At 69.4% G+C, this 21779-nt stretch carries 25 protein-coding genes; 6 read left to right on the forward strand and 19 right to left on the reverse strand.

The window, feature by feature from the left end; translation table 11 throughout:
- Positions 1-386: 386 nt before the first annotated feature.
- Complete coding sequence (gene pncA / locus GVY41_RS14680; RefSeq protein WP_161347649.1) at positions 387-995, forward strand: bifunctional nicotinamidase/pyrazinamidase; 609 nt, start codon at positions 387-389, stop codon at positions 993-995.
- Positions 996-998: 3 nt separating this feature from the next.
- Entirely contained in the window at positions 999-2288 is a 1290-nt protein-coding gene (pncB, locus tag GVY41_RS14685) for a nicotinate phosphoribosyltransferase (protein ID WP_161347648.1), read from the forward strand.
- 3 nt (positions 2289-2291) lie between these two features.
- Here the strand turns inward: pncB and GVY41_RS14690 are convergent, their stop codons facing one another.
- The 5 genes from GVY41_RS14690 to arfB all read right to left on the reverse strand — a co-directional run bounded on the left by GVY41_RS14690 (position 2292) and on the right by arfB (position 6979).
- A complete protein-coding gene (locus tag GVY41_RS14690) occupies positions 2292-3743 on the reverse strand; it encodes an inorganic phosphate transporter (RefSeq protein WP_161347647.1) in 1452 nt (483 codons plus the stop codon).
- Between the two features lie 63 nt (positions 3744-3806).
- Positions 3807-4298, reverse strand: coding sequence for an NUDIX hydrolase (locus GVY41_RS14695; RefSeq protein WP_229726070.1), 492 nt, complete (start codon positions 4296-4298; stop codon positions 3807-3809).
- Entirely contained in the window at positions 4295-5272 is a 978-nt protein-coding gene (locus tag GVY41_RS14700; RefSeq protein ID WP_161347646.1) for a phosphotransferase enzyme family protein, read from the reverse strand. Before GVY41_RS14700 ends, GVY41_RS14695 begins: the two co-directional genes overlap by 4 nt.
- Positions 5269-6525, reverse strand: coding sequence for an aspartate aminotransferase family protein (locus tag GVY41_RS14705; RefSeq protein ID WP_229726069.1), 1257 nt, complete (start codon positions 6523-6525; stop codon positions 5269-5271). The genes GVY41_RS14700 and GVY41_RS14705 overlap by 4 nt, the downstream gene beginning before the upstream one ends.
- A 31-nt stretch (positions 6526-6556) precedes the next feature.
- Complete coding sequence (gene arfB / locus GVY41_RS14710; protein ID WP_161347644.1) at positions 6557-6979, reverse strand: alternative ribosome rescue aminoacyl-tRNA hydrolase ArfB; 423 nt, start codon at positions 6977-6979, stop codon at positions 6557-6559.
- Between the two features lie 129 nt (positions 6980-7108).
- Here arfB and GVY41_RS14715 point away from each other — a divergent pair, with 129 nt between their 5' ends.
- Entirely contained in the window at positions 7109-7354 is a 246-nt protein-coding gene (locus GVY41_RS14715; protein ID WP_161347643.1) for a hypothetical protein, read from the forward strand.
- A gap of 142 nt (positions 7355-7496) precedes the next feature.
- Positions 7497-7709 carry a hypothetical protein gene (locus tag GVY41_RS14720; RefSeq protein WP_161347642.1) on the forward strand — a complete coding sequence of 71 codons (213 nt, stop codon included), beginning with the start codon at positions 7497-7499 and terminating at the stop codon, positions 7707-7709.
- 81 nt (positions 7710-7790) lie between these two features.
- Here GVY41_RS14720 and GVY41_RS14725 read toward each other — a convergent pair whose 3' ends face one another.
- Positions 7791-7928, reverse strand: coding sequence for an entericidin A/B family lipoprotein (locus GVY41_RS14725; protein ID WP_161347641.1), 138 nt, complete (start codon positions 7926-7928; stop codon positions 7791-7793).
- 151 nt (positions 7929-8079) lie between these two features.
- On the opposite strand from GVY41_RS14725, the gene GVY41_RS14730 reads away from it, so the two are divergent.
- Positions 8080-8379, forward strand: a complete 300-nt coding sequence (locus tag GVY41_RS14730; protein ID WP_161347640.1) for a hypothetical protein — start codon at positions 8080-8082, stop codon at positions 8377-8379.
- A gap of 266 nt (positions 8380-8645) precedes the next feature.
- Here the strand turns inward: GVY41_RS14730 and GVY41_RS14735 are convergent, their stop codons facing one another.
- The 9 genes from GVY41_RS14735 to GVY41_RS14775 form a co-directional block, all read right to left on the reverse strand.
- Positions 8646-9350 carry an outer membrane protein gene (locus GVY41_RS14735; RefSeq protein ID WP_161347639.1) on the reverse strand — a complete coding sequence of 235 codons (705 nt, stop codon included), beginning with the start codon at positions 9348-9350 and terminating at the stop codon, positions 8646-8648.
- 229 nt (positions 9351-9579) lie between these two features.
- The gene (locus tag GVY41_RS14740) at positions 9580-10485 is read right to left on the reverse strand and encodes an aminotransferase class IV (protein WP_161347638.1); all 906 of its coding nucleotides are present in this window, start codon (positions 10483-10485) and stop codon (positions 9580-9582) included.
- Complete coding sequence (locus GVY41_RS14745) at positions 10482-11726, reverse strand: mandelate racemase/muconate lactonizing enzyme family protein (protein WP_161347637.1); 1245 nt, start codon at positions 11724-11726, stop codon at positions 10482-10484. Before GVY41_RS14745 ends, GVY41_RS14740 begins: the two co-directional genes overlap by 4 nt.
- Positions 11727-11834: 108 nt before the next feature.
- Entirely contained in the window at positions 11835-13130 is a 1296-nt protein-coding gene (locus GVY41_RS14750; protein WP_346266161.1) for a TCR/Tet family MFS transporter, read from the reverse strand.
- Between the two features lie 45 nt (positions 13131-13175).
- Positions 13176-13913: an alpha/beta fold hydrolase gene (locus tag GVY41_RS14755; protein WP_161347635.1), complete on the reverse strand. Its 738-nt coding sequence runs from the start codon at positions 13911-13913 to the stop codon at positions 13176-13178.
- Positions 13906-14694, reverse strand: coding sequence for a 3-oxoadipate enol-lactonase (gene pcaD, locus GVY41_RS14760; RefSeq protein ID WP_161347634.1), 789 nt, complete (start codon positions 14692-14694; stop codon positions 13906-13908). The genes GVY41_RS14755 and pcaD overlap by 8 nt, the downstream gene beginning before the upstream one ends.
- Positions 14695-14810: 116 nt before the next feature.
- Entirely contained in the window at positions 14811-15794 is a 984-nt protein-coding gene (locus tag GVY41_RS14765; protein ID WP_161347633.1) for a threonine ammonia-lyase, read from the reverse strand.
- Positions 15791-16648: an alpha/beta fold hydrolase gene (locus GVY41_RS14770; protein ID WP_161347632.1), complete on the reverse strand. Its 858-nt coding sequence runs from the start codon at positions 16646-16648 to the stop codon at positions 15791-15793. Before GVY41_RS14770 ends, GVY41_RS14765 begins: the two co-directional genes overlap by 4 nt.
- Positions 16645-17328 (reverse strand): haloacid dehalogenase type II, encoded by a 684-nt coding sequence (locus GVY41_RS14775; RefSeq protein WP_161347631.1) that lies wholly within the window; start codon positions 17326-17328, stop codon positions 16645-16647. The genes GVY41_RS14770 and GVY41_RS14775 overlap by 4 nt, the downstream gene beginning before the upstream one ends.
- Positions 17329-17460: 132 nt before the next feature.
- Here GVY41_RS14775 and GVY41_RS14780 point away from each other — a divergent pair, with 132 nt between their 5' ends.
- Positions 17461-18042, forward strand: coding sequence for a hypothetical protein (locus GVY41_RS14780; protein ID WP_161347630.1), 582 nt, complete (start codon positions 17461-17463; stop codon positions 18040-18042).
- Here GVY41_RS14780 and GVY41_RS14785 read toward each other — a convergent pair.
- The 4 genes from GVY41_RS14785 to fabA form a co-directional block, all read right to left on the reverse strand.
- The gene (locus GVY41_RS14785) at positions 18039-19052 is read right to left on the reverse strand and encodes a serine hydrolase domain-containing protein (protein ID WP_161347629.1); all 1014 of its coding nucleotides are present in this window, start codon (positions 19050-19052) and stop codon (positions 18039-18041) included. The two genes, GVY41_RS14780 and GVY41_RS14785, sit on opposite strands and share 4 nt — an antisense overlap.
- 68 nt (positions 19053-19120) lie before the next feature.
- On the reverse strand, positions 19121-19909 hold the full coding sequence (locus tag GVY41_RS14790; RefSeq protein WP_161347628.1) for an enoyl-ACP reductase FabI: 789 nt from the start codon (positions 19907-19909) through the stop codon (positions 19121-19123).
- 6 nt (positions 19910-19915) lie between these two features.
- Complete coding sequence (gene fabB / locus GVY41_RS14795; protein WP_161347627.1) at positions 19916-21145, reverse strand: beta-ketoacyl-ACP synthase I; 1230 nt, start codon at positions 21143-21145, stop codon at positions 19916-19918.
- A 25-nt stretch (positions 21146-21170) separates the two neighbouring features.
- The gene (fabA, locus tag GVY41_RS14800) at positions 21171-21683 is read right to left on the reverse strand and encodes a bifunctional 3-hydroxydecanoyl-ACP dehydratase/trans-2-decenoyl-ACP isomerase (RefSeq protein ID WP_161347776.1); all 513 of its coding nucleotides are present in this window, start codon (positions 21681-21683) and stop codon (positions 21171-21173) included.
- Positions 21684-21779 lie beyond the last annotated feature (96 nt).

The raw sequence follows: 21779 nt of genomic DNA on the forward strand, positions 1-21779 counted from the left end.
GCGGCTTGAACCGATCAGCGGCAGGAGCGGCTTTTGCCGTACCGCCTGCATCGCTGCCTTGGCGAAGGCCATCGCCTTCGCCACGCTATGCCCTCGCCCCTTCACCGGACGGGCCTCAAAGGCCCGGCCAGCGCCCGCCCCGCCCTTGGCGGGCGCTTCTCGCCCACCAGGTCGGGCGCTGTCCTCCCCCGGTCTCTCGCGGCCAGCGGCGCCGGGAGCATCTGTCCCGCACGGGCGGGGGCGAGGCAGTGCCTCGCCTGTTCCCGCCCGAACAGACCGACGCGAAGCCCGATAAGGGGACGCAACGCCAATCCTCCCCCACACCCCCCCGCCATTGACGCCGCCCAACCCCACCCCTACCAAGGACAAAATGGCCGGAGAACGAGATGCCCGCATCCGACACAGCCCTGATCGTCATCGACGTCCAGACCGATTTCTGCCCCGGCGGCGCATTGGCGGTGGCCGAAGGCGACGCCATCATCCCCATCCTCAACGCCATGATGCCGGACTTCGCCGCCGTCATCCTCACCCAGGACTGGCACCCGGCAAGCCACTCCAGCTTCGCCGCCAACCACCCCGGCGCCGCTCCCTTTTCCCTGACCGACATGCCCTACGGCCCCCAGGTCCTCTGGCCCACCCATTGCGTGCAAGGCACCCAGGGCGCCGCGTTCCACCCCGCGCTACACACCGGCCGCGCCGACATGATCCTCCGCAAGGGCTTCCGCCCCCAGATCGACAGCTATTCCGCCTTCTTCGAGAATGACCGGACCACCCCCACCGGCCTCGAAGGCTACCTGCGGGAGCGAGGCGCCAGCCGCCTCGTCCTCGCCGGCCTCGCCACCGATTTCTGCGTCGCCTATTCCGCGCTCGATGCCGCCCGGCTCGGCTTTGCTGTCACCGTCCGGCTGGATGCCTGCCGCGCCATCGACCTGGCCGGCTCGCTCGCCGCCGCCCTCACCCAGATGCGCGCCGCCGGCGTCGTGCTGGAGGGCTGACCGATGGACATCGCCGCCCGCGTCTATGCCCATAAGTGGAAGATCGACCCCATCGTCCGGTCGCTGATCGACACCGACTTCTACAAGCTGCTGATGTGCCAGTCGATCTTCCGCAACAGCCCCGACGCCAATGTCACCTTCAGCCTGATCAACCGCACCCAATCCATCCGCCTCGCCGATCTGGTGGACGAGGGCGAGTTGCGCGAACAGCTGGACCATATCCGCGGCCTGTCGCTGACCCGCGGCGAGTCCACCTACCTGCGCGGCAACACCTTCTACGGCAAGCGCCAGATGTTCCGCCCCGACTTCATGGAGTGGTTCGAGGCGCTGCGCCTGCCGCCCTACCACCTTGAAAAGCGCGACGGCCAGTATGAGCTGACCTTCGAGGGCAAATGGCCCGAGGTGATGCTCTGGGAAATCCCGGCGCTGGCGGTGCTGATGGAGCTGCGCTCGCGCGCGGTGATGAAAAGCATGGGCAAGTTCGAGCTGCAGGTGCTCTACGCCCGCGCCATGACCAAGCTGTGGAGCAAGGTCGAACGCCTGCGCGAGATCGAGGGCCTGAAGCTGGCCGATTTCGGCACCCGCCGCCGCCACGGCTTCCTGTGGCAGGACTGGTGCGTGCAGGCGATGATGGAGGGGCTGGGGCCCAAGTTCATCGGCACCTCCAACTGCCTGATCGCCATGCGCCGCGATATCGAGGCGATTGGCACCAATGCCCACGAACTGCCCATGGTGCAGGCGGCACTGGCCGACACCGACGAGGACCTGCTGCAGGCGCCCTACCGGGTTCTGGCCGACTGGCATGAAGAGCATGAGGGCAACCTGCGCATCATCCTGCCTGACACCTATGGCACCGAGGGCTTCTTGCGCCGCGCGCCGGACTGGCTGGCGGGCTGGACGGGCATCCGCATCGACTCGGGCGACCCGGCTGGCGGCGCGGAAAGCGCCATCGCCTGGTGGAAAGCGCGCGGGGAAGACCCCACGCGCAAGCTGGTGATCTTCTCCGACGGGCTCGATGTCGAGAAGATGGAAGAGCTGCAGGCGCGGTTCGCCTGCCGCGTCCGCGTCAGCTTTGGCTGGGGCACTCTGATGACCAACGATTTCCGCGGCCTCGTGCCCGGCGATGCGCTGGCGCCGTTCAGCCTGGTGTGCAAGGCGGTCAGCGTCAACGGCCGGCCCACGGTCAAGCTGTCGGACAACCCCAACAAGGCGATGGGCCCGGCGGAGGAGGTCGCGCGCTACAAGCGGGTGTTCGGCGTGGGCGATCAGGCGGCGATGGACGTGGTGGTTTAGGGCCTACCCGGCCAATCCGCGCAGCAGCAGGAACACCATCGCCGCCAGCGCGCCGGCGGCGGGCACCGTCACCACCCAGGCCGCCACCACCGTCACCACATGCGACCGGCGCACCAGCTTGCGCCGCCGCCGCTCTTCGGGCGGAATCGCCCCTGCCGTGGCCGGGCTGCGGCCTTGCCGCGCATTGTCCCATTCGCGGTAGAACCCCACCCCGAACACCGCGCCCACGGCGGTATGGGTGGTGCTGACCGGCAGCCCCAGCCACGAGGCCACGATCACCGTCACCGCCGCCGCCAGCGCCACGCAATAGGCGCGCACCTCGTTCAGTCGGGTGATTTCAGAACCGACAAGCCGGATCAGTTTGGGCCCGAACAGGATCAGTCCGACCGAGATGCCGAGGGCGCCGATGCCCATCACCCAGACCGGGATCTGCACCGCGGCGGCCACATCGCCGGAACTCGCGGTCTTCACGATGGCTGCCAAGGGGCCCACCACATTCGCCACGTCATTGGCGCCGTGCGCGAAGGACAGCAGCGCCGCCGACAGGATCAGCGGCAGCGCGAACAGCCTGCGCAGCGACCGGCGGCGGTTCTCCAGCCCCGCGGCCTGCCGGCGCACCAGTGGCCCGGCCCCCGCCCAGCCAGCCAGCCCCGCACCCATGCCAAAGGCCAGCGCGGCGCGCGGATTGACCACCCAGACATGGCTCAGCGCCTGCATTGCCAGATAGGTGCCGAACGTTCCCGCCATCACCCCGATCAGCGCCGGCACCCACCGCCGCGCGGCGGCCAGGACATCCTCGGCATCCATGATCCGCGCCTTGATGAAGGCGAGGATCAGCGCCGCAAGCAGCCCGGCCAGCAGCGGCGAGATCATCCAGCTGGCCGCAATCGCCCCCAGCTGCGGCCAGTTCACCGCCGCAACGCCTGCCGCCGCAACCCCGGCGCCGGCCACGCCCCCCACCACCGAATGCGTTGTGGACACCGGCGCCCCCAGCAGCGTCGCCAGGTTGATCCAGACCGCCGCCGCGACCAGCGCCGCCATCATCAGCCAGACGAACACCTGCGGATCGGCCACCGCGCCCGGTGCCACGATCCCGCCCGAGATCGTCGCCACCACCTCGCCGCCCGCCAGCACGGCGCCCAGGGTCTCGAACACCGCGGCGATGGCCAGCGCCCATCCCATGCTCAGCGCCTTGGCTCCCACCGCCGGGCCCATGTTGTTGGCCACGTCATTGGCGCCGATGTTCAGCGCCATATAGGCGCCCACCGCCGCCGCCGCGACGATGACCAGCCCCGAGGGCGCCGCCCCGGTCACCACCGCCGCCACCAGAGTCGCCAGCACGATGAACACCAGCGCCAGCCCCGGCGCCACCAGTGGGCGCGAGACGAACAGCGCGCCTTCCTCCAGCGCGCCGATGCGGTCCAGATCCTTGTCGAGGGCTTTCCAGCGGGTCATGGGCGTGGCAGGGGGCTGAGGGGCAGGGTCAATCGGTCATCCGTCGCAATGAAGTTACGGCGGTTACGTCGGCCCGCCCGTGTTCACAACCTCCAATCGCGCGGGAAGGTCCGCCAGCAGCGCCGCAAGCTCGGGCTCCTTCACCATCGCTGCCGCCACTGCCGGCGTCACCCAGGCCAGCTTGCGGCGGCCTTCCTCGGGGTAGCCCTTCTCCATCCGCCGCACCTGCACCGGGTAGACCGCCACCTTCACCCGCCGCGCCAGCCCGGCGCGGCTACGCTTGGCGTAGCCGTAATGCCCCACCGGGTCATGGGCCACCGCGCCGTTCACCCCCGCCTCTTCCCAGGCCTCGCGCAGTGCCGCCCCGCCCAGACTGCGCCCGCGCATCGGCCAGCCCTTGGGCAGCACCCATCGCCCGGTGTCGAGGCTGGTGATCAGCAGCAGCTCCTGCACGCCGCCCCGCTCGCGCAGGCACAGGGCCGCGACCTGCAGCCGCGGCGGGCGCCGGCCCATGAGCGCGGTCAGCGCGCCCAGAAGGGCGAAGCCCCACTTCACAGCCCCAGCTCCCAGGGCGCGGTGCCGTCCAGCACATGCCGCGCCATCCGCAGCGCCCGCCCGGCATAGAAGCGTTGGCGCGGGTCGTCCGGCCCCGCGCGGCTGGCGATCCACCCGGCCGAGGCGCAGCAGCGCAGCATCACGAACAGCGCCAGCCGCCCCGGAGCCAGCGTCCGCGTCTCGCGGTAGCCCGCCACCAGCGTCGCCGCCAGATCCGGCAGCGCCGGCTCCTCGAGGCTCTGCACCAGCGCGGTGGCAAGGTCGTAATGCCGGAAGCCAAAGCCGGAATCGTCGAAGTCGATCAGCGCCAGCTGGCCGTCATGGCACAGCACATTCTCGCGCAGCACATCGGCATGGATCAGCCCGAAGTCACAGCCTTCGGCGCGGACCTCCGCCAGCATCTGCCGCGCCACGTCACGCGCCTCCAGCATCAGCGCCCGTTCCCCGGGCGCAAAGGCCGGGCTCTCCCAGAACCGCCCCCACAGCGCCGCCTCGCCCAGAAATCCGTCCTCGTCCCAGCTTGGCCGCGCAAACCCCGGCGGCAGCATCATCGCATCCGTCCCGTCATGCAGACGCGCGATCAAGGCGCCGAGGTCGTGCATCCGCGCTGCCTGATCCGCCGCACTGCCCGGCAGCGGCGCCTCGGCGGAGCCAAGCGGCTCACCCTCCAGCCAGCCCACACAGGACACACAGCGCCCGTCCAGCGCCTCGACCAGCGCGCCCGACAGGGCAGGCAGCGGCGCGGGCACCCGCAGCCCCGCCGCCGCCAGCCCCTGCATCCAGCACAGCTCGCTCTCGATCCCGGCCACGGTCTGATAGCCGGGCCGGTGCAGGCGCAGCGCCGCGCGCGGCCCCTGCGCCAGCCGCACCTCGAACACGATATTCTCGCGGTTCTTCACCAGCCGCGGCGCCCCGCCGCCGCCCCACAGCGCCAGCGCCCGGCCTGCCAGTTCCAGCGCCTCGGCATCGGTCATACGTGGACGTCCATCTCGGCCAGCACCTCGGCCAAAGTGCCGATGGCGAGGTCCGCGTTCTCGCGGCTGAACGGCATCGGCGGGCGCAGCTTCAGGATATGCTGCTGGCGCCCGACGCGCCCCAGCAACACGCCCCGCTGCCGCATCCGCTCCACCACCTGCCCGCAGAACTCCGGCGCGGCCCGGCCGCCTTGCGCGAACTCCACCGCGAAGAACAGGCCAAGGCCCCGCACATCATGGATCAGCGGGTGCCGAAGGCCCTTCATCAGCCTCAGGGTGTAGGCGCCCACATCATGGGCGTTCTGCACCAGTCCCTCCTCCTCGATCACCTCCAGCACCGCCAAAGCCGCCGCGCAGCTGACCGGATTGCCGCCGAAGGTGTTGAAATAGCCGAACGCAGTGCGGAACGCCGCCATCACGTCAGGCCGCGTCACCACCGCGGCGACCGGATGGCCATTGCCTATCGGCTTGCCCATCGTCACCACATCGGGCGCGAAACCCAGCCACTCATGCCCCCAGAAATGGCTGCCGGTGCGGCCAAAGCCCGGCTGCACCTCGTCGCACAGGATCAGCCCGCCCGCGCGGCGCACCACCTCGACCGTGGGCGCCAGAAAGCCCGGTCCCACGTCCGGCATCCCCTCGTTCGCAAAGACCGGGCACAGCATCAGCCCGGCAAAGCCGTGGCCCGCCGCCTGCAGTTCCTCGATGGCGCGCGAGACATTGGCGGCAAAGGCCACCGGCTGCGCCTGCACGCTGCCCCCCAGCGGCAAGAGGCCATCCGGTGCGGGCACCCGCCGCACATGGCTGGGGTAGCCGCCAATCGGCGGGCGACGGGTGGACAGGTGGCTGACCGCCGCGGTGTTGCCGTGATAGGTGTTGTCGGTGGCAATAACCCCGGTATGCCCCGTCACCGCCTGCGCCATGCGCAGGGCGATGTCATTGGCCTCGGACCCGGTGCAGACCATGATGATCTGTTGCAGGTCATGGCCGAGCCTGGCCACCAGCCGCTCGCCATATTCCAGAATGCCCTCGTGCAGATAGCGGGTGTGGGTGTTCAGCAGTCCCGCCTGCCGGGCAATCGCCTCCACCACCTTGGGGTGGCAATGGCCCACATGCGGAACGTTGTTGTAGCAATCGAGGTAGCGCCGCCCGGCCGCATCCCACAGCCACACCCCCTCGCCGCGCACCACATGCACGGGGTCGTCATAGAAGGTCGGCACGTTCGGCCCCAGCAGGCGCGCGCGGCGTGCCATGAGATCAGTTCCGGGCGCATCAGGCGCCCTGCTATTCGGTGTCATCGATCTTTCCCCTCAGCGACTTGACCTCGCCGCGCACGGCCTTGGCGGCCAGCCGCCGTCGCTTGCTGCCCAAGGTGGGCTTGGTCGCGATCCGCCGCTTGGGCGCCACCAGCGCCTCGCGGACCAGGTCAACCAGCCGCTCGCGCGCCAGTTCCCGGTTGCGCGCCTGACTGCGCGTCTCCTCGGCGCGGATCACGATGGCGCCGTCGGTGGTCCAGCGCCGCCCCGCCAGCCGCTTCAGCCTGGTCTTCACCGGGCCGGGCAGATGCGGGCTGCGTTCCGCCTCGAACCGCAGCTCCACCGCCGTCTCCACCTTGTTCACATTCTGCCCGCCCGGTCCTTGCGAGCGGGTGAAGGACTCGGACAGCTCCCAGTCGGCCAGGGCAATGGTGTCGGTGATGCGCAGCATGGCCGCAAGCTAACGGGTTTTGCGCGGAAGGGAAGGCGGGATGCGGCCGGGACGGGGGCAGGGAGGAGGGCGGAACAATCAGCCGCATTTGCGGTTTCCCCTTGCAGCCCTTCCCCCGGAGTAGCTGCCATGCCCCAGACCCTGCCCCCCCGTTACAGGCCCCGCCGCCCCGCAACCGAGGGGCCATGCCCCCTGCGCATCCTGCTCTGTCCGCTGGTGATGCTCTGCGCCGGCGGGGCCTATGCTGCCGCCGCGATGTCGCTGGGACATTACGGCCCAGTCCCCTTCGCGCTGGCCGCCATCGTGGCCGGCGTCGCGCTGGACCTCGTGCCAGGTATAGCTGCACGGATGAACCCGGCACCGGCGCGCCGCTGAATCGTCTGTATGGCATCTGCATGGAAACCATACAGTTTCCATATGCGCACGGCCGCCCCGCGGAACCCTGCGGCCGGCCCGCGCGTTTCTCCTCATCGCGCGAACGCCTTCCCGCAACCTCTTATCTTGCAAGGAGAATGCCATGCTTCCCCCTCTGCGAACCTTCCTCGTCAGCCTCTGGGTCGCCTGCGTCGGCGGCGCCGTGGTCGTCGCCGGCCTCAGCCTCGGCTGGGTCGGCTGGAGCCCCTTTGTTCTGGGTGCCGCGCTCGGCGTGATCATTGGCGTCCCGGCCGGGCTCTGGAACGCGCGCTACATCAAGCGCAAGGACCCCGACTGGCCACCGCGCCGCGCCTGACGCGTGACAGAGAAAAACGGGCGGTCCTTGCGGACCGCCCGTTTTACGTTGAATGCCAAGGGGTTGTGTGGAGCCCGAAGCTTACATCTGCGCCTGGGTCTGCCGCGCTTCCGACGAGATGGCTTCGCCGGTATTCTCGAGGTCCTGGCCGGCGCCCTGGATGGTTTCGCAGGCGGCAAGGCTGGCAAGCGCCAGGAAGGCAAAAGCAAAGCGGGTCATTCCGGTCTCCTGTATAACTTCATCTGCCGCCCAACGCGGCTGGGTGACAGCGGGTTCCGCCCGATGCTGCATTTGCAAAAAAGATGAGGGCGGGCGCTTGCGGCGACCTGCGTTAAACTCTCCTTAACCTCGTTCCGGCATCCTCGGCCCCATGCGCCTGATTGCCCTCCTTTGCCTCGGTCTCGCCGCCTGCGCCTCTCCCGCGCCGCAGTTCTTTGGCGCGGACCGGCATGACATCACCCTGTCGGGCATTGATTTCGTGGTGTTCCACAAGGAGGACCGGGCCGAGGTGATCCGGCTGGGCTACCTGTCGCGGTCCGCGCGCGCGCCGGTGCCGGCGTTGATGGTCGAGGCTGCGGAGCGAACGACCGGGTGCCGTGTGGTTCCCGGCAGTGCGGTCACGGGCCTGCCGGGCGATACGGGCGAGGTGCGGCTGGAACTGGACTGCTAGGCGGTGCCCATGGCCGGCGGAGCCGGGGGGCTGTCTGCCCCCCGCGGCCTTCGACCTCCCCCCGAGGATATTTTTCCAGCAAGAAGGGCAAGGGGCGGGAGCTTTGTTGGGGCCTTTCGTGGACCCTAGAGTTGCGCGGGCAATGGCGCGGTCTGTGCTGAACGGCGCCGCGGCAGGCTGACCGGGGAAATTACTTTAAGGAATTGTTTTAAAATAAAAAAGGCGGCCCGCGCGGGGCCGCCTCTCAATTCCTGGCAGGCTTCGGATCAGAAGCGGTAGTTCAGGCCGGCCCGCACGGCGTGGATTTCGTGGTCCACATCGGCGCTTTCCACACCACCGCCAGCCTGGAAGCGGCCTTCGAGGTTGGTGTAGAGGTATTCGCCCTTGGCCGACCAGTTGTCGCTGATCGCATATTCGGCGCCGACACCGGCGGAGTAGCCGGTCATGGTGTTGCCGTCGCTGATCGTGTCCGCGCCGGTGTCGAACGAGTAGTCGGCATCCGCAGCGGCAAAGCCCGCGGTGGCATAGGGCATCCAGCGGCCCATGTCATAGCCGACGCGGCCGCGCAGGGTGGCCATCGAGTTGATCTCGACATCGTATTCCTCGGCCGTCAGGTCGAAGGTGCCCTTGTCGCTCAGGTCGGTCTTGGCGATGTCGGCCTCGACACCATAGACCCAGTTGCCCGACTGGAAGTTGTAGCCGCCAGTGAGGCCGGCAAGGCCGCCCTTCGGCTTGGGCTGGTCATCGGGCGAGACGCCGAGATCGTCGGTGATGTCGACATCATCCTCGGCATAGCCGAGCACCACACCGGCATAGCCGCCGGCCCAGTTCGACGGCGCGGCGACCGGGGCCGGGACGACGACGGGCGCGGGCTCGTAGACCGGCTCGGTCAGGCCGCCGGCCAAGGCGGGAAGCGCCAGGGTGGTGCCCATGGCGGCAAGGAGGGGGAGGGAATACTTGGAAAGGGTCATGACTGTCTCCGGTTCGTTTTTTCTGCGCCGGGGCCGCAATGCTCGAGCAGTCGCCGACGTCGGGGCACTAACGTCGGGTCGGGGGTGGGGTTCCAGTGCTTTCGGCCCGCGTGAGGGGGCTGCGGGGGGCCATGCGCGGCATCTTGCAGCCTGCGCTCACGCTCGCCGACAGGAGTGAAACAAACCGGGCGGTTCACTTTTAGTTGCCTTGACGGGTTTGCGCCCCGACTCAGTCCGCCGCGTAGTCCACGGGCGTCGCGTGCCAGCCTTGGGCGCGTTTCGCCCAGAACAGGTCCTTGAGCGCGGTGGAAACCGGCCCCGGCGCATCATTGCCCATCCTTCGCCCGTCGATCCGGGCCGCGGGCATGATGCCGCCCGCCGTGGTGCACCCGAAGATTTCGTCGGCGGCACGGAATTCGTCCGCCGGGATGTCGCGCACCTCCAGAGGCAGGCCAAGCTCCTCGCACAGCTCCATCACCGAGGCGCGGGTGATGCCGTCCAGCGCGCCGGTGGCGGGGGTGGCGACGACCCCTCCGGTGACGCTGAAGACGTTGAAGCCCGGGCCTTCGGTCACGTTGCCGGCACCATCCAGCAGCACGGCGAAATCGGCGCCGGCGTCCAGCGCCTCGAACTGGCCCTCGGTCAGGTCGCCCCAGTGGAAATTCTTCACCCGCGGATCGAAGCTTTCGGGGGGGATTCGCCGCACGCGTGGGATCATCAGATGCATCCCGCGGTCGATCATCTCGGGGCTGGCGACCCAGACCCAGGGCACGGCGTAGCACATGATGTAGCTGGGCGCGTAGGCGGGGTGGCGCGGCGCGCCGGGGGGCGGGCTGGCGCGCAGGCAATCCATCGCCACATAGGCATCGCGCAGGCCCGACAGCGCCACCACCCGGTGCAGGATGGCGCGGATATCGTCATCGCTTTCGGGCGGCACCATGCGCAGGCGGGTCATCGAGGCGCGGAAGCGGGCGAGGTGATCCTCCAGCCGGAAGAAGGCGCCGCCCCGCACGCCGACCACGTCATAGGTCACATCCGACCGGCGATAGCCCCAATGGGTGACCGGGATCTTCGCCTCGGCCAGCGGCAGGAACGCGCCATTCAGGTAGGCGGCGCCTTGGGACATGTCGGTCATGTAGGCTCTCCCGTCCGGGGCGCGCCGCCCTCGAAATGGTTGGGGCGGCGATAGTCGCAAGGGGCCTCCTGCATCTCGAGGTGCAGGCGGGAGCCGTCATAGGGATGGGCGCGGGCGAGGGCCTCGTCGAACTCGATGCCGAGACCGGGGCCGGTGGGGGCGGTGACGTAGCCGTCCTCCCACTGCAGGCGATTGCCGGTCAGCGCCATGTGGAAGGCGCCGCCGGTCTCGATGGTCTCGACCATCAAGAGGTTGGGGATCGAGGCGCCCAGATGCAGGTTGGCGGCCCATTCGACCGGCCCGGCATAGAGATGCGGGGCGAGCTGCGCCGTGAAAACCTCGGCGATGGCGGCGATCTTCTTGCCCTCCCAGATGCCGCCCGCGCGGCCGAGCGCGGGTTGCAGGATGCGGGCGGCCCCGGCGCGCAGCACGGCGGCGAATTCGGCCTTGGTGGTCAGTCGCTCGCCAGTGGCGATGGGAATCCGCACGGCCCGCGCGACCTCGGCAAGGTCCAAGGTGGCGTCGGGCGGGATCGGTTCTTCGTACCAGAGCGGCCTGTAGGCCTCGATCGCCTGGCCCATGCGGATCGCACCCGCCACGCTGAACTGGCCGTGGGTGCCGAACAGGAGGTCGGCGCGGTCGCCGACCGCCTGGCGGATCCTGGCGCAGAACTCGGCAGAGCGGGTGATGTCGGAGAAGGCCGGCTCATGCCCACCGCGGATGGTGTAGGGGCCTGCGGGATCGAACTTCACCGCGGTGAAGCCCTGCGCGACCGCCCGGGCCGCGGCCTCGGCGGTGGCATCGGCATCGACCCAGAACGTCGACGGGTCATCCTCGGGGCCGGGGTAGAGGTAGGTGTAGCTGCGCAGCCGCGGGTTCACGCAGCCGCCCAGAAGCGCCCAGACCGGCCGGTTCCGCGCCTTGCCCAGAATGTCCCAACAAGCGATCTCCAGCCCCGAGAAGGCGCCGATCACCGTGGGGTCGGGCCGCTGGGTGAAGCCCGAGGAATAGGCGCGGCGGAACATCATCTCGACGTCTTCGGGGGACGATCCCTGCATGTGCCGCGTGAACACATCCTCGATCACCGCGACCATCGCCCTCGGCCCGACGGTGGAGGCGTAGCACTCGCCATAGCCGGTGATCCCGTCATCGGTGGTGATCTTCGGGAAGATCCAGTAGCGCCCGCCCCAGCCGGGGGCGGGGGGGGCAACGACGAAGATCTCGAGGTCCTTGAGCTTCATGGGCAGGCTCCTTGTGGCGGACGGCCGGGGGCTTTGCGCCCCCGGACCCCCGCAGGATATTTTCCCCAGCAAGAAGGGGAAGGGCGCGCTTTGAGGGGATGCTAGGCGTCAGGCGGCGGCGGGGTCTCGCGGGCGGGCGACAAGCAGGACGACACAAACGACCATCAGGACGGCGGAGAGCAGGAAGGGCGCGCCGGGGGCGTAGATGGCGGCACCGGGCCGCGTGAAGATGCCGAAGGTGGCGGTCATGATCAGCGGCGAGGTGATCATCGCCACCGCGCCGATGCTGGCCAGCACGCCTTGCAGCTCGCCCTGCTGGTCGGCGGGGGCGGCGCGCGACATCGTCGCCTGCAGCGCCGGCATGACGATGCCGCCAAGCGCGGCCACCGGCGTGAAGATCAGGGCCAGCACGCCCGAGGTGACGAAGCCGTAGAACAGGAAGGTCGCAAGCTCTGCCACCATGCCCCAGAGCACGGCGCCGCGGTCCCCGAGAAGGCGGATGGCGGGGCCCACCAGCAGCGCCTGCACCAGCGCGATGCAGAGGCCGAAGGCAGCGAGCGACAGGCCGATCATCCAGCTGTCCCAGCCGAAGCGGGCCTTGCCGAAGAAGGACCAGATCACCGGATAGACATGGAAGCCCACCGAATAGACGAACAGCACCAGCAGCATCCGCTGCAAGCCCGGCAGCCGGCCGATGGCGCGGAACGAGGCGAGGGGGTTGGCCCGCGCCCAGGAGAAGGGCCGGCGGATCGCGTCGGTCACCGTTTCGGGCAGCACGAACCAGCCGAGGCAGAGGTTCGCCGCCGCCATTGCCGCCGCGGCATAGAAGGGCGCGCGGGTGTCGATGCCGGCCAGCAGCCCGCCGATCAGCGGGCCGGCGACGAAGCCCACCCCGAAGGCGGCGCCGATCAGGCCGAAGTTCTTCGCCCTCTCCTCGGGCGCCGAGATGTCGGCGATATAGGCGCCCGCGGCGGCATGAGTCGCCGCCGTGATCCCGGCAATGACCCGTCCCAGCAGCAGCAGCCAGACGGTATGGGCGACCGACATCAGCAGGTAATCCGCTGTCATCACCGCCAGCGCCGACAGCAGCACCGGTCGGCGGCCATAGCGGTCCGACAGGTTGCCGACGATGGGGCCGAAGACGAACTGCATCGCCGCATAGGCGGTGGCCAGCACCCCGCCCCAAAGCGCGGCATTGGCGACGGTGCTGCCCGTCACCTCTTCCAGAAGGTCCGGCATCACCGGAAAAATCAGCCCGACGCCGATGGAATCGATGGCGACGGTCAGCAGGATGAAGGTCAGGGCGAGACGCGATTTCGTGGCAGGCATGGCAGGCTCCGGGGGGGCTCGGCGCCTTGGGGCGGGCCACGCGCGAGGTAGAGCCGGTTTGCGGCGCAAGGTCAAAGGGGATGCGGCAGGATGCCGGGGCGGGGCGGCAGATCGCCGGTGTCACAGGATCGCCAGGTCGGCCAGCAGCCGCGCCAGCCGGTCCGGCGCGCTGATCTGCGGGAAATGGCCGGTGGGCAGGGACAGCACCGGGGCGCAGGGGCTGGCGGCGATCATGTCACGCTGCAGGGCGGGGGTGATGGTGCGGTCCTCCTCGCACAGGATGTAGGCGCGGGGGAGGCGGCCGAAATTGCCGGGGCTCAGCTGAATGCGGTCGGTTTGGGGGCGGTTCGGCTGTGGGCCGATGGAAGCGGCGAGGCCCGCCTGCGCGGCGGGGTCTGCGTCCTGCGCCAGCAGCGGCAGGGCGGTGGCGGCGTCCAGCAGCGTGGTGCCGGGCAGCGGGCCGGGGCGGACGGCGGGGCGGATGGTCGGCGGCTGGCGCTTCATCAGGTCCAGGAGGCCCTCACCGTCTTGCGGCAGGAAGGCGCAGACATAGACCAGCCGCGCGACATGGTCGGGGGCAAGCTCGGCGGCGGCAGAGATTGCCATGCCGCCCATCGAATGGCCGACGAGCAGGGCGGGGGGGCCGGCGCGCAGTATCGTTGCCAGCCGCGAGGCGTAGTCGGCCAGCGTGATGGTGGAGGGATCGGCGGGATCGTCGCCATGCCCCGGCAGGTCGGGGGCGATGACGTCATGCCCGAGGGCGGCGAGGCGCGCGGGCACGTCGCCCCAGGTGCTGGCACGGCTCCAGGCACCGTGGACGAGGATGATGCGGATGGGCTCAGATGCGGTTTCAGGCATGGGCGATCTCCTCCAGGAACCGGGCGAGCAGTGCCGCCCATTCCGCCGGCTTGTCGACGGGAGGCACATGGCCCGCGCCGCGGATCAGCGCGAAGCGAGCGCCGCGGATCAGGCCGGCGGTCTCGCGTACAAGGTCCGGCGGGGTCGAGCCGTCCTCGGTGCCGGCGATCACCAGCGTCGGCAGGGTCAGGCCTGATGTGGGGGTGATGAAATCGGTGCCGGCGATGGCGGCGCAGGCCCCGGCATAGCCCTCCACCGGCGTGGCCCGCAATCGGTCCTGCCACAGCTGTGCCTCGGGGCTGGCGCGGAAGCGGGGCGGGAACCAGCGGGCGATCTGCGCCTCGGCCAGCGCGTCCAGCCCGCCAGCCTGCACCGCCGCAATGCGGTCCTGCCAGATCGCCTGTGTGGCGATCTTCACCGCCGTGTTCGACAGCACCAGCCCGCGCACCAGATCCAGCCGCTTGACCGCCAGCCCCTGCGCCACCAGCCCACCGATCGACAGGCCCACGAAGACCGCATCCCTGGCGCCGATACTGTCCATCAGCCGTTCCGCATCGCGGATCAGCGCGCCCATGGCATAGGGGGCGGGCGGCACGCTGCTGTGCCCATGGCCGCGCAGGTCATAGCGGATCAGCCGCAGCGCGGGCGGCAGCAGCGGGATCACCGCATCCCAGAGCCGCAGGTCGGTGCCGAGCGCATGGGCAAACACCACCGGCGCGCCGGCCGGGTCGCCATCTTCGCGCCAGTTGATCTGCACGTCGCCCAGATCGCAGATCGGCATATGTGGCCCCCGGCTTTCCCCGCGCATCGCGGCGGATGTTGCAAATGTGGAATCTGACCGCGCTTCCTCAGCCCTCTGTCATCGCGCGATGCCGGAAATTCTATACTCCGCCGCGCTCAATCTCCGGTGCCGAACCGCGCGAGCGCCTCGCAGAACATCGCACCGTCCACGTTGCCGCCCGAAGCGATGCAGATCACCGCGTCGCCCTCGATCTCCTCCCTGCGGAACAGCGCCGCGGCAAGCGCCACCGCCCCGCCCGGTTCCAGCACGATCTTCAGCCGCGCGAAGGCCACCGCCATCGCCCGCATCGCCTCGTCATCGCTGACGACGAGCCCCGGGCCGCAGAGCCGTTGCAAGATCGGGAAGGTCAGCGTGCCGGGCTCGGGCGTGACGATGGCATCGCAGATCGACCCCGAAAGCGAGGCGTTGCGCTGGATGCTGCCCGCCGCCAGCGACCGGGCGGTATCGTCAAAGCCGGCAGGCTCCGCCGGCCGGGCCCGCAGCCCCGGCGCCCGCGCCTCCAGCGCCAGTGCGACCCCGGCGGTCAGGCCGCCGCCGCCGCAGCAGGTCAGCACATCCGCCTGTGTCACCCCCGCCTCAAGCGCCTGCTCGGCGATCTCCAGCCCGCAGGTGCCCTGGCCGGCGATCACTTCGACCTCGTCATAGGGGCGGATCAGCGTCAGCCCGCGCTCCGCCGCCAGCGCCGCGCCGATGGCGTCGCGATCCTCGGTCGCGCGGTCATAGAGCACCACCTCGGCCCCCAGCGTGCGGGTGTTGTCGATCTTGAGCCGCGGCGCGTCGGCCGGCATCACGATCACCGCGGGCGCCTCGAAGGCCCGTGCCGCCGCCGCCACGCCCTGCGCATGGTTGCCCGAGGAATAGGCGATCACGCCGCGCGCCCGCGCCTCGGGCGGCAGCGCCGACAGCGCCGACCAGCCGCCGCGGGCCTTGAACGACCCGGTGTGCTGCAGGCATTCCGCCTTCACCAGCACCCGCCGCCCCGCCAGCGCGTCGACGAAGGGCGAGGAGAGCAGCGGCGTGCGGCGGATATGCCCCGCCATCCGCGCGGCGGCGGCCTCGATGCGGGTGATGTCGGTCATGCGGAGAATCCTTGGGGCAGGGTGTCGAGGAAGGCGTTGATCAGGGCCAGCGCCTCGGGTTCGTCGAGGAAGGGCACATGGCCACGATCCGCGATCTCGGCGGCCATCATCACCGGATGGCGGCGGCGCATCTCGGCCAGCGTCTCGGCGGACAGGATGTCGGAGTTGGCGCCGCGGATCACCGCCAGCGGGAATTGCTTCAGCGCCTCGAAGAACACCCACATGTCCTGCAGCGCCCCGGTCGCGGCCTGCGCCAGCAGCGCCTTGTGCAGGGCCGGGTCGTAGCGCAGGGCAAGCCCCCCCTCCGGCCGTTCCTCGAACCAATGCGCCACATGCCGGCGCCAGACCTCTCGCGGCACGCCCGGAAACTCGGCCGCCGCGTGCACAGCCATCGCCTCGGCCAGCGCGTCCAGATCCGCATAGGGCGGCACCTTGCCGACATAATCCATGATCCGCGCCAGCCCGGCATCGCCGACCACCGGCCCGATATCGTTGAGGATCACCCCCGTCAGCCGCTGCGGAAACCCCGCCGCCAGCGCCATGGCGATCAGACCCCCGCGCGAGGTGCCAAGGATCGCCACCCGGGCCAGCCCCAGCAGGTCCAGCAACTCCACCACGTCATGCGCCTCGCGCAGCAGGTTGTAGTTGTTGAAGTCGGGGTCGTGGTCCGAGCGGCCGCGGCCGCGGTAATCCATGCGGATCAGGCGGCAGCGCCCGGCAAGCGGCGCCAGCAGCGTGTTGAAATCGTCCATGTTGCGCGTCAGGCCGGGCAAGCACAGCAAGGGGAGGCCGGTGCCACGGTCGTCATAGGCAAGGCGCAGCCCGTCCGAGGTGGTGAAATGGGCAAGGGTCATGGCGTCTCAAGCAGGGCGGGCAGGCCGGTCAGGTCCGGCAGCATGTGGGTCGGGCGGTGTGGCAGCCGGTCTTGCGGCAGTCCTGCCCGGTTTACCCAGAGAGTGGTGAAGCCGAAGCTACCAGCGCCGGCCACGTCCCAGCCATTTGACGAGATGAACAGCACCTCGGCGGGGGTGCAGCCGAAGCGGGCCGTGGCCAGCGCATAGACGCGGGGATCGGGCTTGAAGATCCCCACCGCCTCGACCGACAGGCAATCGTCCAGCAGCTCGCCGATCCCGGCATGGTTGACCGCCCCGGCCAGCATCGCTGGCGAGCCGTTCGACAGGATCGCGGTCGCAAACCCGCGGGCCTTCAGCGCGGCCAGCATCTCTGGCACCTCGGGATAGGCGTCGAGCTGGTCATAGAGCGCCATCAACCGGCCGTGCAGACCCGCGGGCAGAGCTGATGCCTCCAGCGCCCAGTCCAGCGCCTCGGCGGTGACGGTGCGGAAATCGGCGTGCAGGCCCATCAGGCTGCGCAGCCAGGTATATTCCAGCTGCTTGCGGCGCCAGTCTTCGGCAAGGCGCGGCCAGTGCTGCGCCAGGGCTTCGCCCCCCGGTTCCTGCGCGGCGCGGCGGGCGGCGGCGGCCACGTCGAACAGCGTGCCATAGGCATCGAAAACGCAGAGCTTGATCGGCATGGGGTCCTCCGGCCGGCAGACTGGCACAGGGCCGCAGCGGGGGGAAGGGGGCGGTGCGGCGGCATCGGCGCTTGGCCCGGGCCCCGGCGCGTGCTTACCTTCCCGCGCAGCCAAACCCTTGGGAGCGATCCGATGACCACCGAGCTTGATCAGTTGCGCAGCCGCATCGCCGAGCTGCGGCAGGGGCTGGAGGCGGGCATCGACGAGCGCCGGGAGATCTGGCGTTACCGGCTGGAACGCGGCCGCGCGGTCTTCGAGGCTGGCGCGCGCCAGCGGCACCGGGAACTGCGCGAGGGGCTGGCGGGTTACGTCGCCCGGGCGCGGCTGTCGGTCGTGATCACAGCGCCGTTCATCTATGCGCTGATCGTGCCTTTCGCGCTGCTGGACCTGTTCGTGTCCGTCTATCAGGCGGTGTGCTTTCCGGTCTATGGCATCCAGAAGGTGCGCCGCGCCGATCACATCATCATCGACCGGCACATGCTGGCCTATCTCAACGGGCTGCAGAAGCTCAACTGCGTCTATTGCGGCTATGCCAACGGGCTGATTTCCTATGTGCGCGAGATTGCCGGGCGCACCGAGGCGCATTGGTGCCCGATCAAGCACGCCCGCCATGCCAGCGACCCGCACCCGTATTACGATGGCTTTTGCGATTTCGGCGATGCCGAGGGCTTCCGCGCCCGGGTGGACAGCCGCGACCGGCGGAAGGACGGCTAGGCCATCGCCTCGGGCAGGATCACTTCGGTCAACAGCCGTTTCAGCGCGCCGGCATGGCCCTCGGACCGGGCGGGTTGCGATTCATCCGAGGTGACGGCGACGGTCAGCGCGTGGTCCGGCAGCACATAGATCATCTGCCCGCCATAGCCGCGCGCATAGGCGACGCGGGTGCCGGCCGCAGTGAACAGGAACCAGCCATAGCCGTAATCATCGCCGGAAAACGCCGAGCGGGTGCGCGGGGTCCATGAGGCTGTCACCCACTCCCCCGGCACCAGCCGCCCCTCTGGCCCCGCGCCGCCGGTGCGATACGCCTCGCCGAAGGCCAGCATCGCCCGCGGCGACAGCGCCATGTTGTTGCCGCCCATGTAGCGGCCCTGCGGATCGCGGGTCCAGGCGTCGATGCGCACCCCCAAGGGCTCGCCGATATGCCGCCGCGCGAGCGTCAACAGGCTGTCGCCCGTCACCTCGGACAGCAGCGCGCCAAGGATGTGATAGCTGCCGGTGGAGTAGAGCATCCCGTTTCCCGGCCGCCCGACCATCGGCCGCGCCAGCGCATCGGCGACCCAGTCGCGGCTGCTGACCCAGGCGCCGTAATTGCCGCCCGAGGTGCGTTCCAGCCCGGCCTGCATGGTCAGGAGGTCCGCCACCGTCAACTCTGCGACCCGCGGATCGGCGCCGTTGGGGATCAGCCCCGGGGCAAGCTCTCCCAGCCCTGCGTCCGGCCCGGGGATCGCGCCGGTGCCGATCACGGAGCCGGTCAGCGAGGCGACCAGCGTCTTCGACACGGATTTCACGTTCACCGCCCGGTCCGGCGAGGGGCCGCGGATCGCCTCGGCCAGCACGGTTTGCCCGCCTTGGGCGATGCACAGGCTGTGAAGCTGCTCCAGTCCCCGCGCGGCGGCAAGGCTGCGGGCGAAGCGCGGGGCGGGCTGCGCGTGCAGGGCCGGGGCCGCCAGCAGCGCGGCGGCGGAGAGCGCGAAGGCGCGGCGGGTGAGGGGCTGTGTGCTCATGCAGCAATCTTAAGCCGTCCGGCGCGCCCCGCCAGCCCGCTGACGGAAAGGTGAAGCCCGGTCAGGCCTTACAGGTGCTCGGGCTGCGGCATCCCCAGCACATGATAGCCGCTGTCCACCAGAATGATCTCGCCCGTCGTGCAGGCGCCATAGTCCGAGGCCAGATACACCGCCGTGCCGCCGATCGCCTCCAGCGTGGCATTGCTGCGCAGGGGGGAATTCGCCTCGGTATGGCGGAAGGTCTTGCGCGCGCCACCGATGGCCGCGCCGGCCAGCGTCTTCATCGGGCCGGGGCTGATCGCGTTGACGCGGATCTTGTCGGGGCCGAGGTCGTTGGCGAGGTAGCGCACCGAGGATTCCAGCGCCGCCTTGGCCACGCCCATCACGTTGTAGAACGGCGTCACCCGGTTCGATCCCTGATAGGTCAGGGTGATCAGGCTGCCGCCATTGGGCATGATCGCCGCCGCCCGCCGCGCCACGTCGATGAACGAGAAGCACGAGATGGTCAGCGAAGTCTTGAAGTTCTCGCGGCTGGTGTTGATGAACCGGCCCGTCAGCTCGTTCTTGTCGGAAAACGCGATGGCATGGACCACAAAGTCGATGCTGCCCCATTCTGCGGCGAGCATGGCGAAGGCAGCATCGAGGCTGTCATCGTTCATCACATCGGCGTCGATCAGCAACTTGGACCCCAGCGAGGCCGCCAGCGGCTCCACCCGTTTGCCGAAGGCTTCGCCCTGATAGGTGAAGGCCAGCTCTGCCCCCTCGGCGGCGAGCGCCTGCGCGATGCCCCAGGCGATGGAGCGTTCGTTCGCGACGCCCATCACCAGCCCGCGCTTGCCCGTCATCAGATCGGCCATGTCAGATCACCCCAAGTATTTCGACAGCAGCATCGAGCCATTGGTGCCGCCAAAGCCGAAGCTGTTGGTCATCACCGTATCAAGGCCTGCGTCGTCGACGCGGGCGGTGGCGATCTCGGCCGGGTCGATGGCCGGGTCGAGCGTCTCGACGTTGATCGAGGGCGCGATGAAATCGTTCTGCAGCATCAAGAGGCAATAGATCGCCTCCTGCGCGCCGGTCGCGCCCTGGCTGTGGCCGGTCATCGACTTGGTCGAACTGATCGGGGGGGTGGCGCCACGGCCGAACACCCGGCGCACCGCCTCGACCTCGCCGACATCGCCGACCGGGGTCGAGGTGCCATGGGCGTTGATGTAGCCGACCTTGCGGTCCGGGCTCAGCGATTGCAGCGCCAGCCGCATCGCCCGCTCGCCGCCCTCGCCCGAGGGGGCGACCATGTCATGCCCGTCCGAGGTGGCGGCATAGCCGGTGACCTCGGCATAGATCTTCGCGCCGCGGGCCTTGGCGTGCTCGAGTTCCTCCAGCACCAGGATCCCGCCGCCGCCGGCGATCACGAACCCGTCGCGGGCCGCATCGAAGGCACGCGAGGCTTCCGAAGGCCGGTCGTTGTATTTCGACGACATGGCCCCCATTGCGTCGAACAGGCAGGACAGGGTCCAGTCCAGCTCTTCCGCGCCGCCGGCAAACATGATGTCCTGCTTGCCCATCATGATCTGCTCGCTGGCATTGCCGATGCAATGCAGCGAGGTCGAACAGGCCGAGGTGATCGAATAGTTGATGCCCTTGATCTTGAACGCGGTCGAGAGGTTCGCCGAGATGGTCGAGGACATGCATTTGGGCACCGCGAACGGCCCGATCCGCTTCGGCGCGCCCTGCGTCAGCACAGTCTGATGCGCGACCAGCATCGCCGAGGTCGAGGGCCCGCCCGATCCGGCGACAAGGCCGGTGCGCGGGTTCGACACCTCGGCCTCGGTCAGGCCGGCATCGGCGATGGCCTGAGTCATGGCGATATGGGCATAGGCTGCGCCCGGTCCCATGAAGCGCAGGGTGCGCTTGTCCACATGCTCGGCCACGTCAAGGTTGACCGCCCCCGCAACCTGGCTGCGAAAGCCGCGCTCTGCCATATCGGCATTGGCGGTGATGCCGGAGCGGCCGGCCTTCAGCGAGGCCAGAACCTCTTCCGCATTGTTGCCGATGGATGAAACGATACCGAGGCCTGTGACGACGACGCGGCGCATGGCGGCTCTCCTTAGCTTGGGGGGATCAGGCTGCCGGGGCAGCCAGACCGACCTTCATGTCCTTGACGAGGTAGATGATCTCACCATCGGCTTCCACACGGCCATCGGCGACGCCCATCTTCAGCCGCCGGTCGATGACGCGGGTGAAATCGACGCGGTAGGTGATCATCGTGCGGGCCGGGGTGACCATGCCGCTCAGCTTCACCTCGCCGACGCCAAGAGCAAAGCCCTGACCCTGCCAGCCGCGCCAGCCGAGGTTGAAGCCGGTCAGCTGCCACAGGCCATCGAGGCCGAGGCAGCCGGGCATCACCGGGTTGCCGGGAAAGTGGCAGGCGAAGAACCACAGGTCGGGGCGAATGTCGAATTCGGCGACGACATGGCCCTTGCCATGCGCGCCGCCATCGGCGGAAATGTCGGTGATCCGGTCCATCATCAGCATCGGCGGTTCAGGCAACTGCGCGTTGCCGGGGCCGAAAAGCTCTCCCCGGGCACATTTCAGCAGCGCTTCCTTGTCGAAACTCGTCGGATAATCCGCCATTCCGGCCTGTCCCCCCGTGCAGAACACTCTTGTCATACCGGCTTTCCTCTACCATCCGCATCGGAGCGGGCGCAATAGCCCCGCGGGGCGGGCAAG

It is taken from the genome of Frigidibacter albus, assembly GCF_009908165.1.
Classification (GTDB): domain Bacteria; phylum Pseudomonadota; class Alphaproteobacteria; order Rhodobacterales; family Rhodobacteraceae; genus Frigidibacter; species Frigidibacter albus.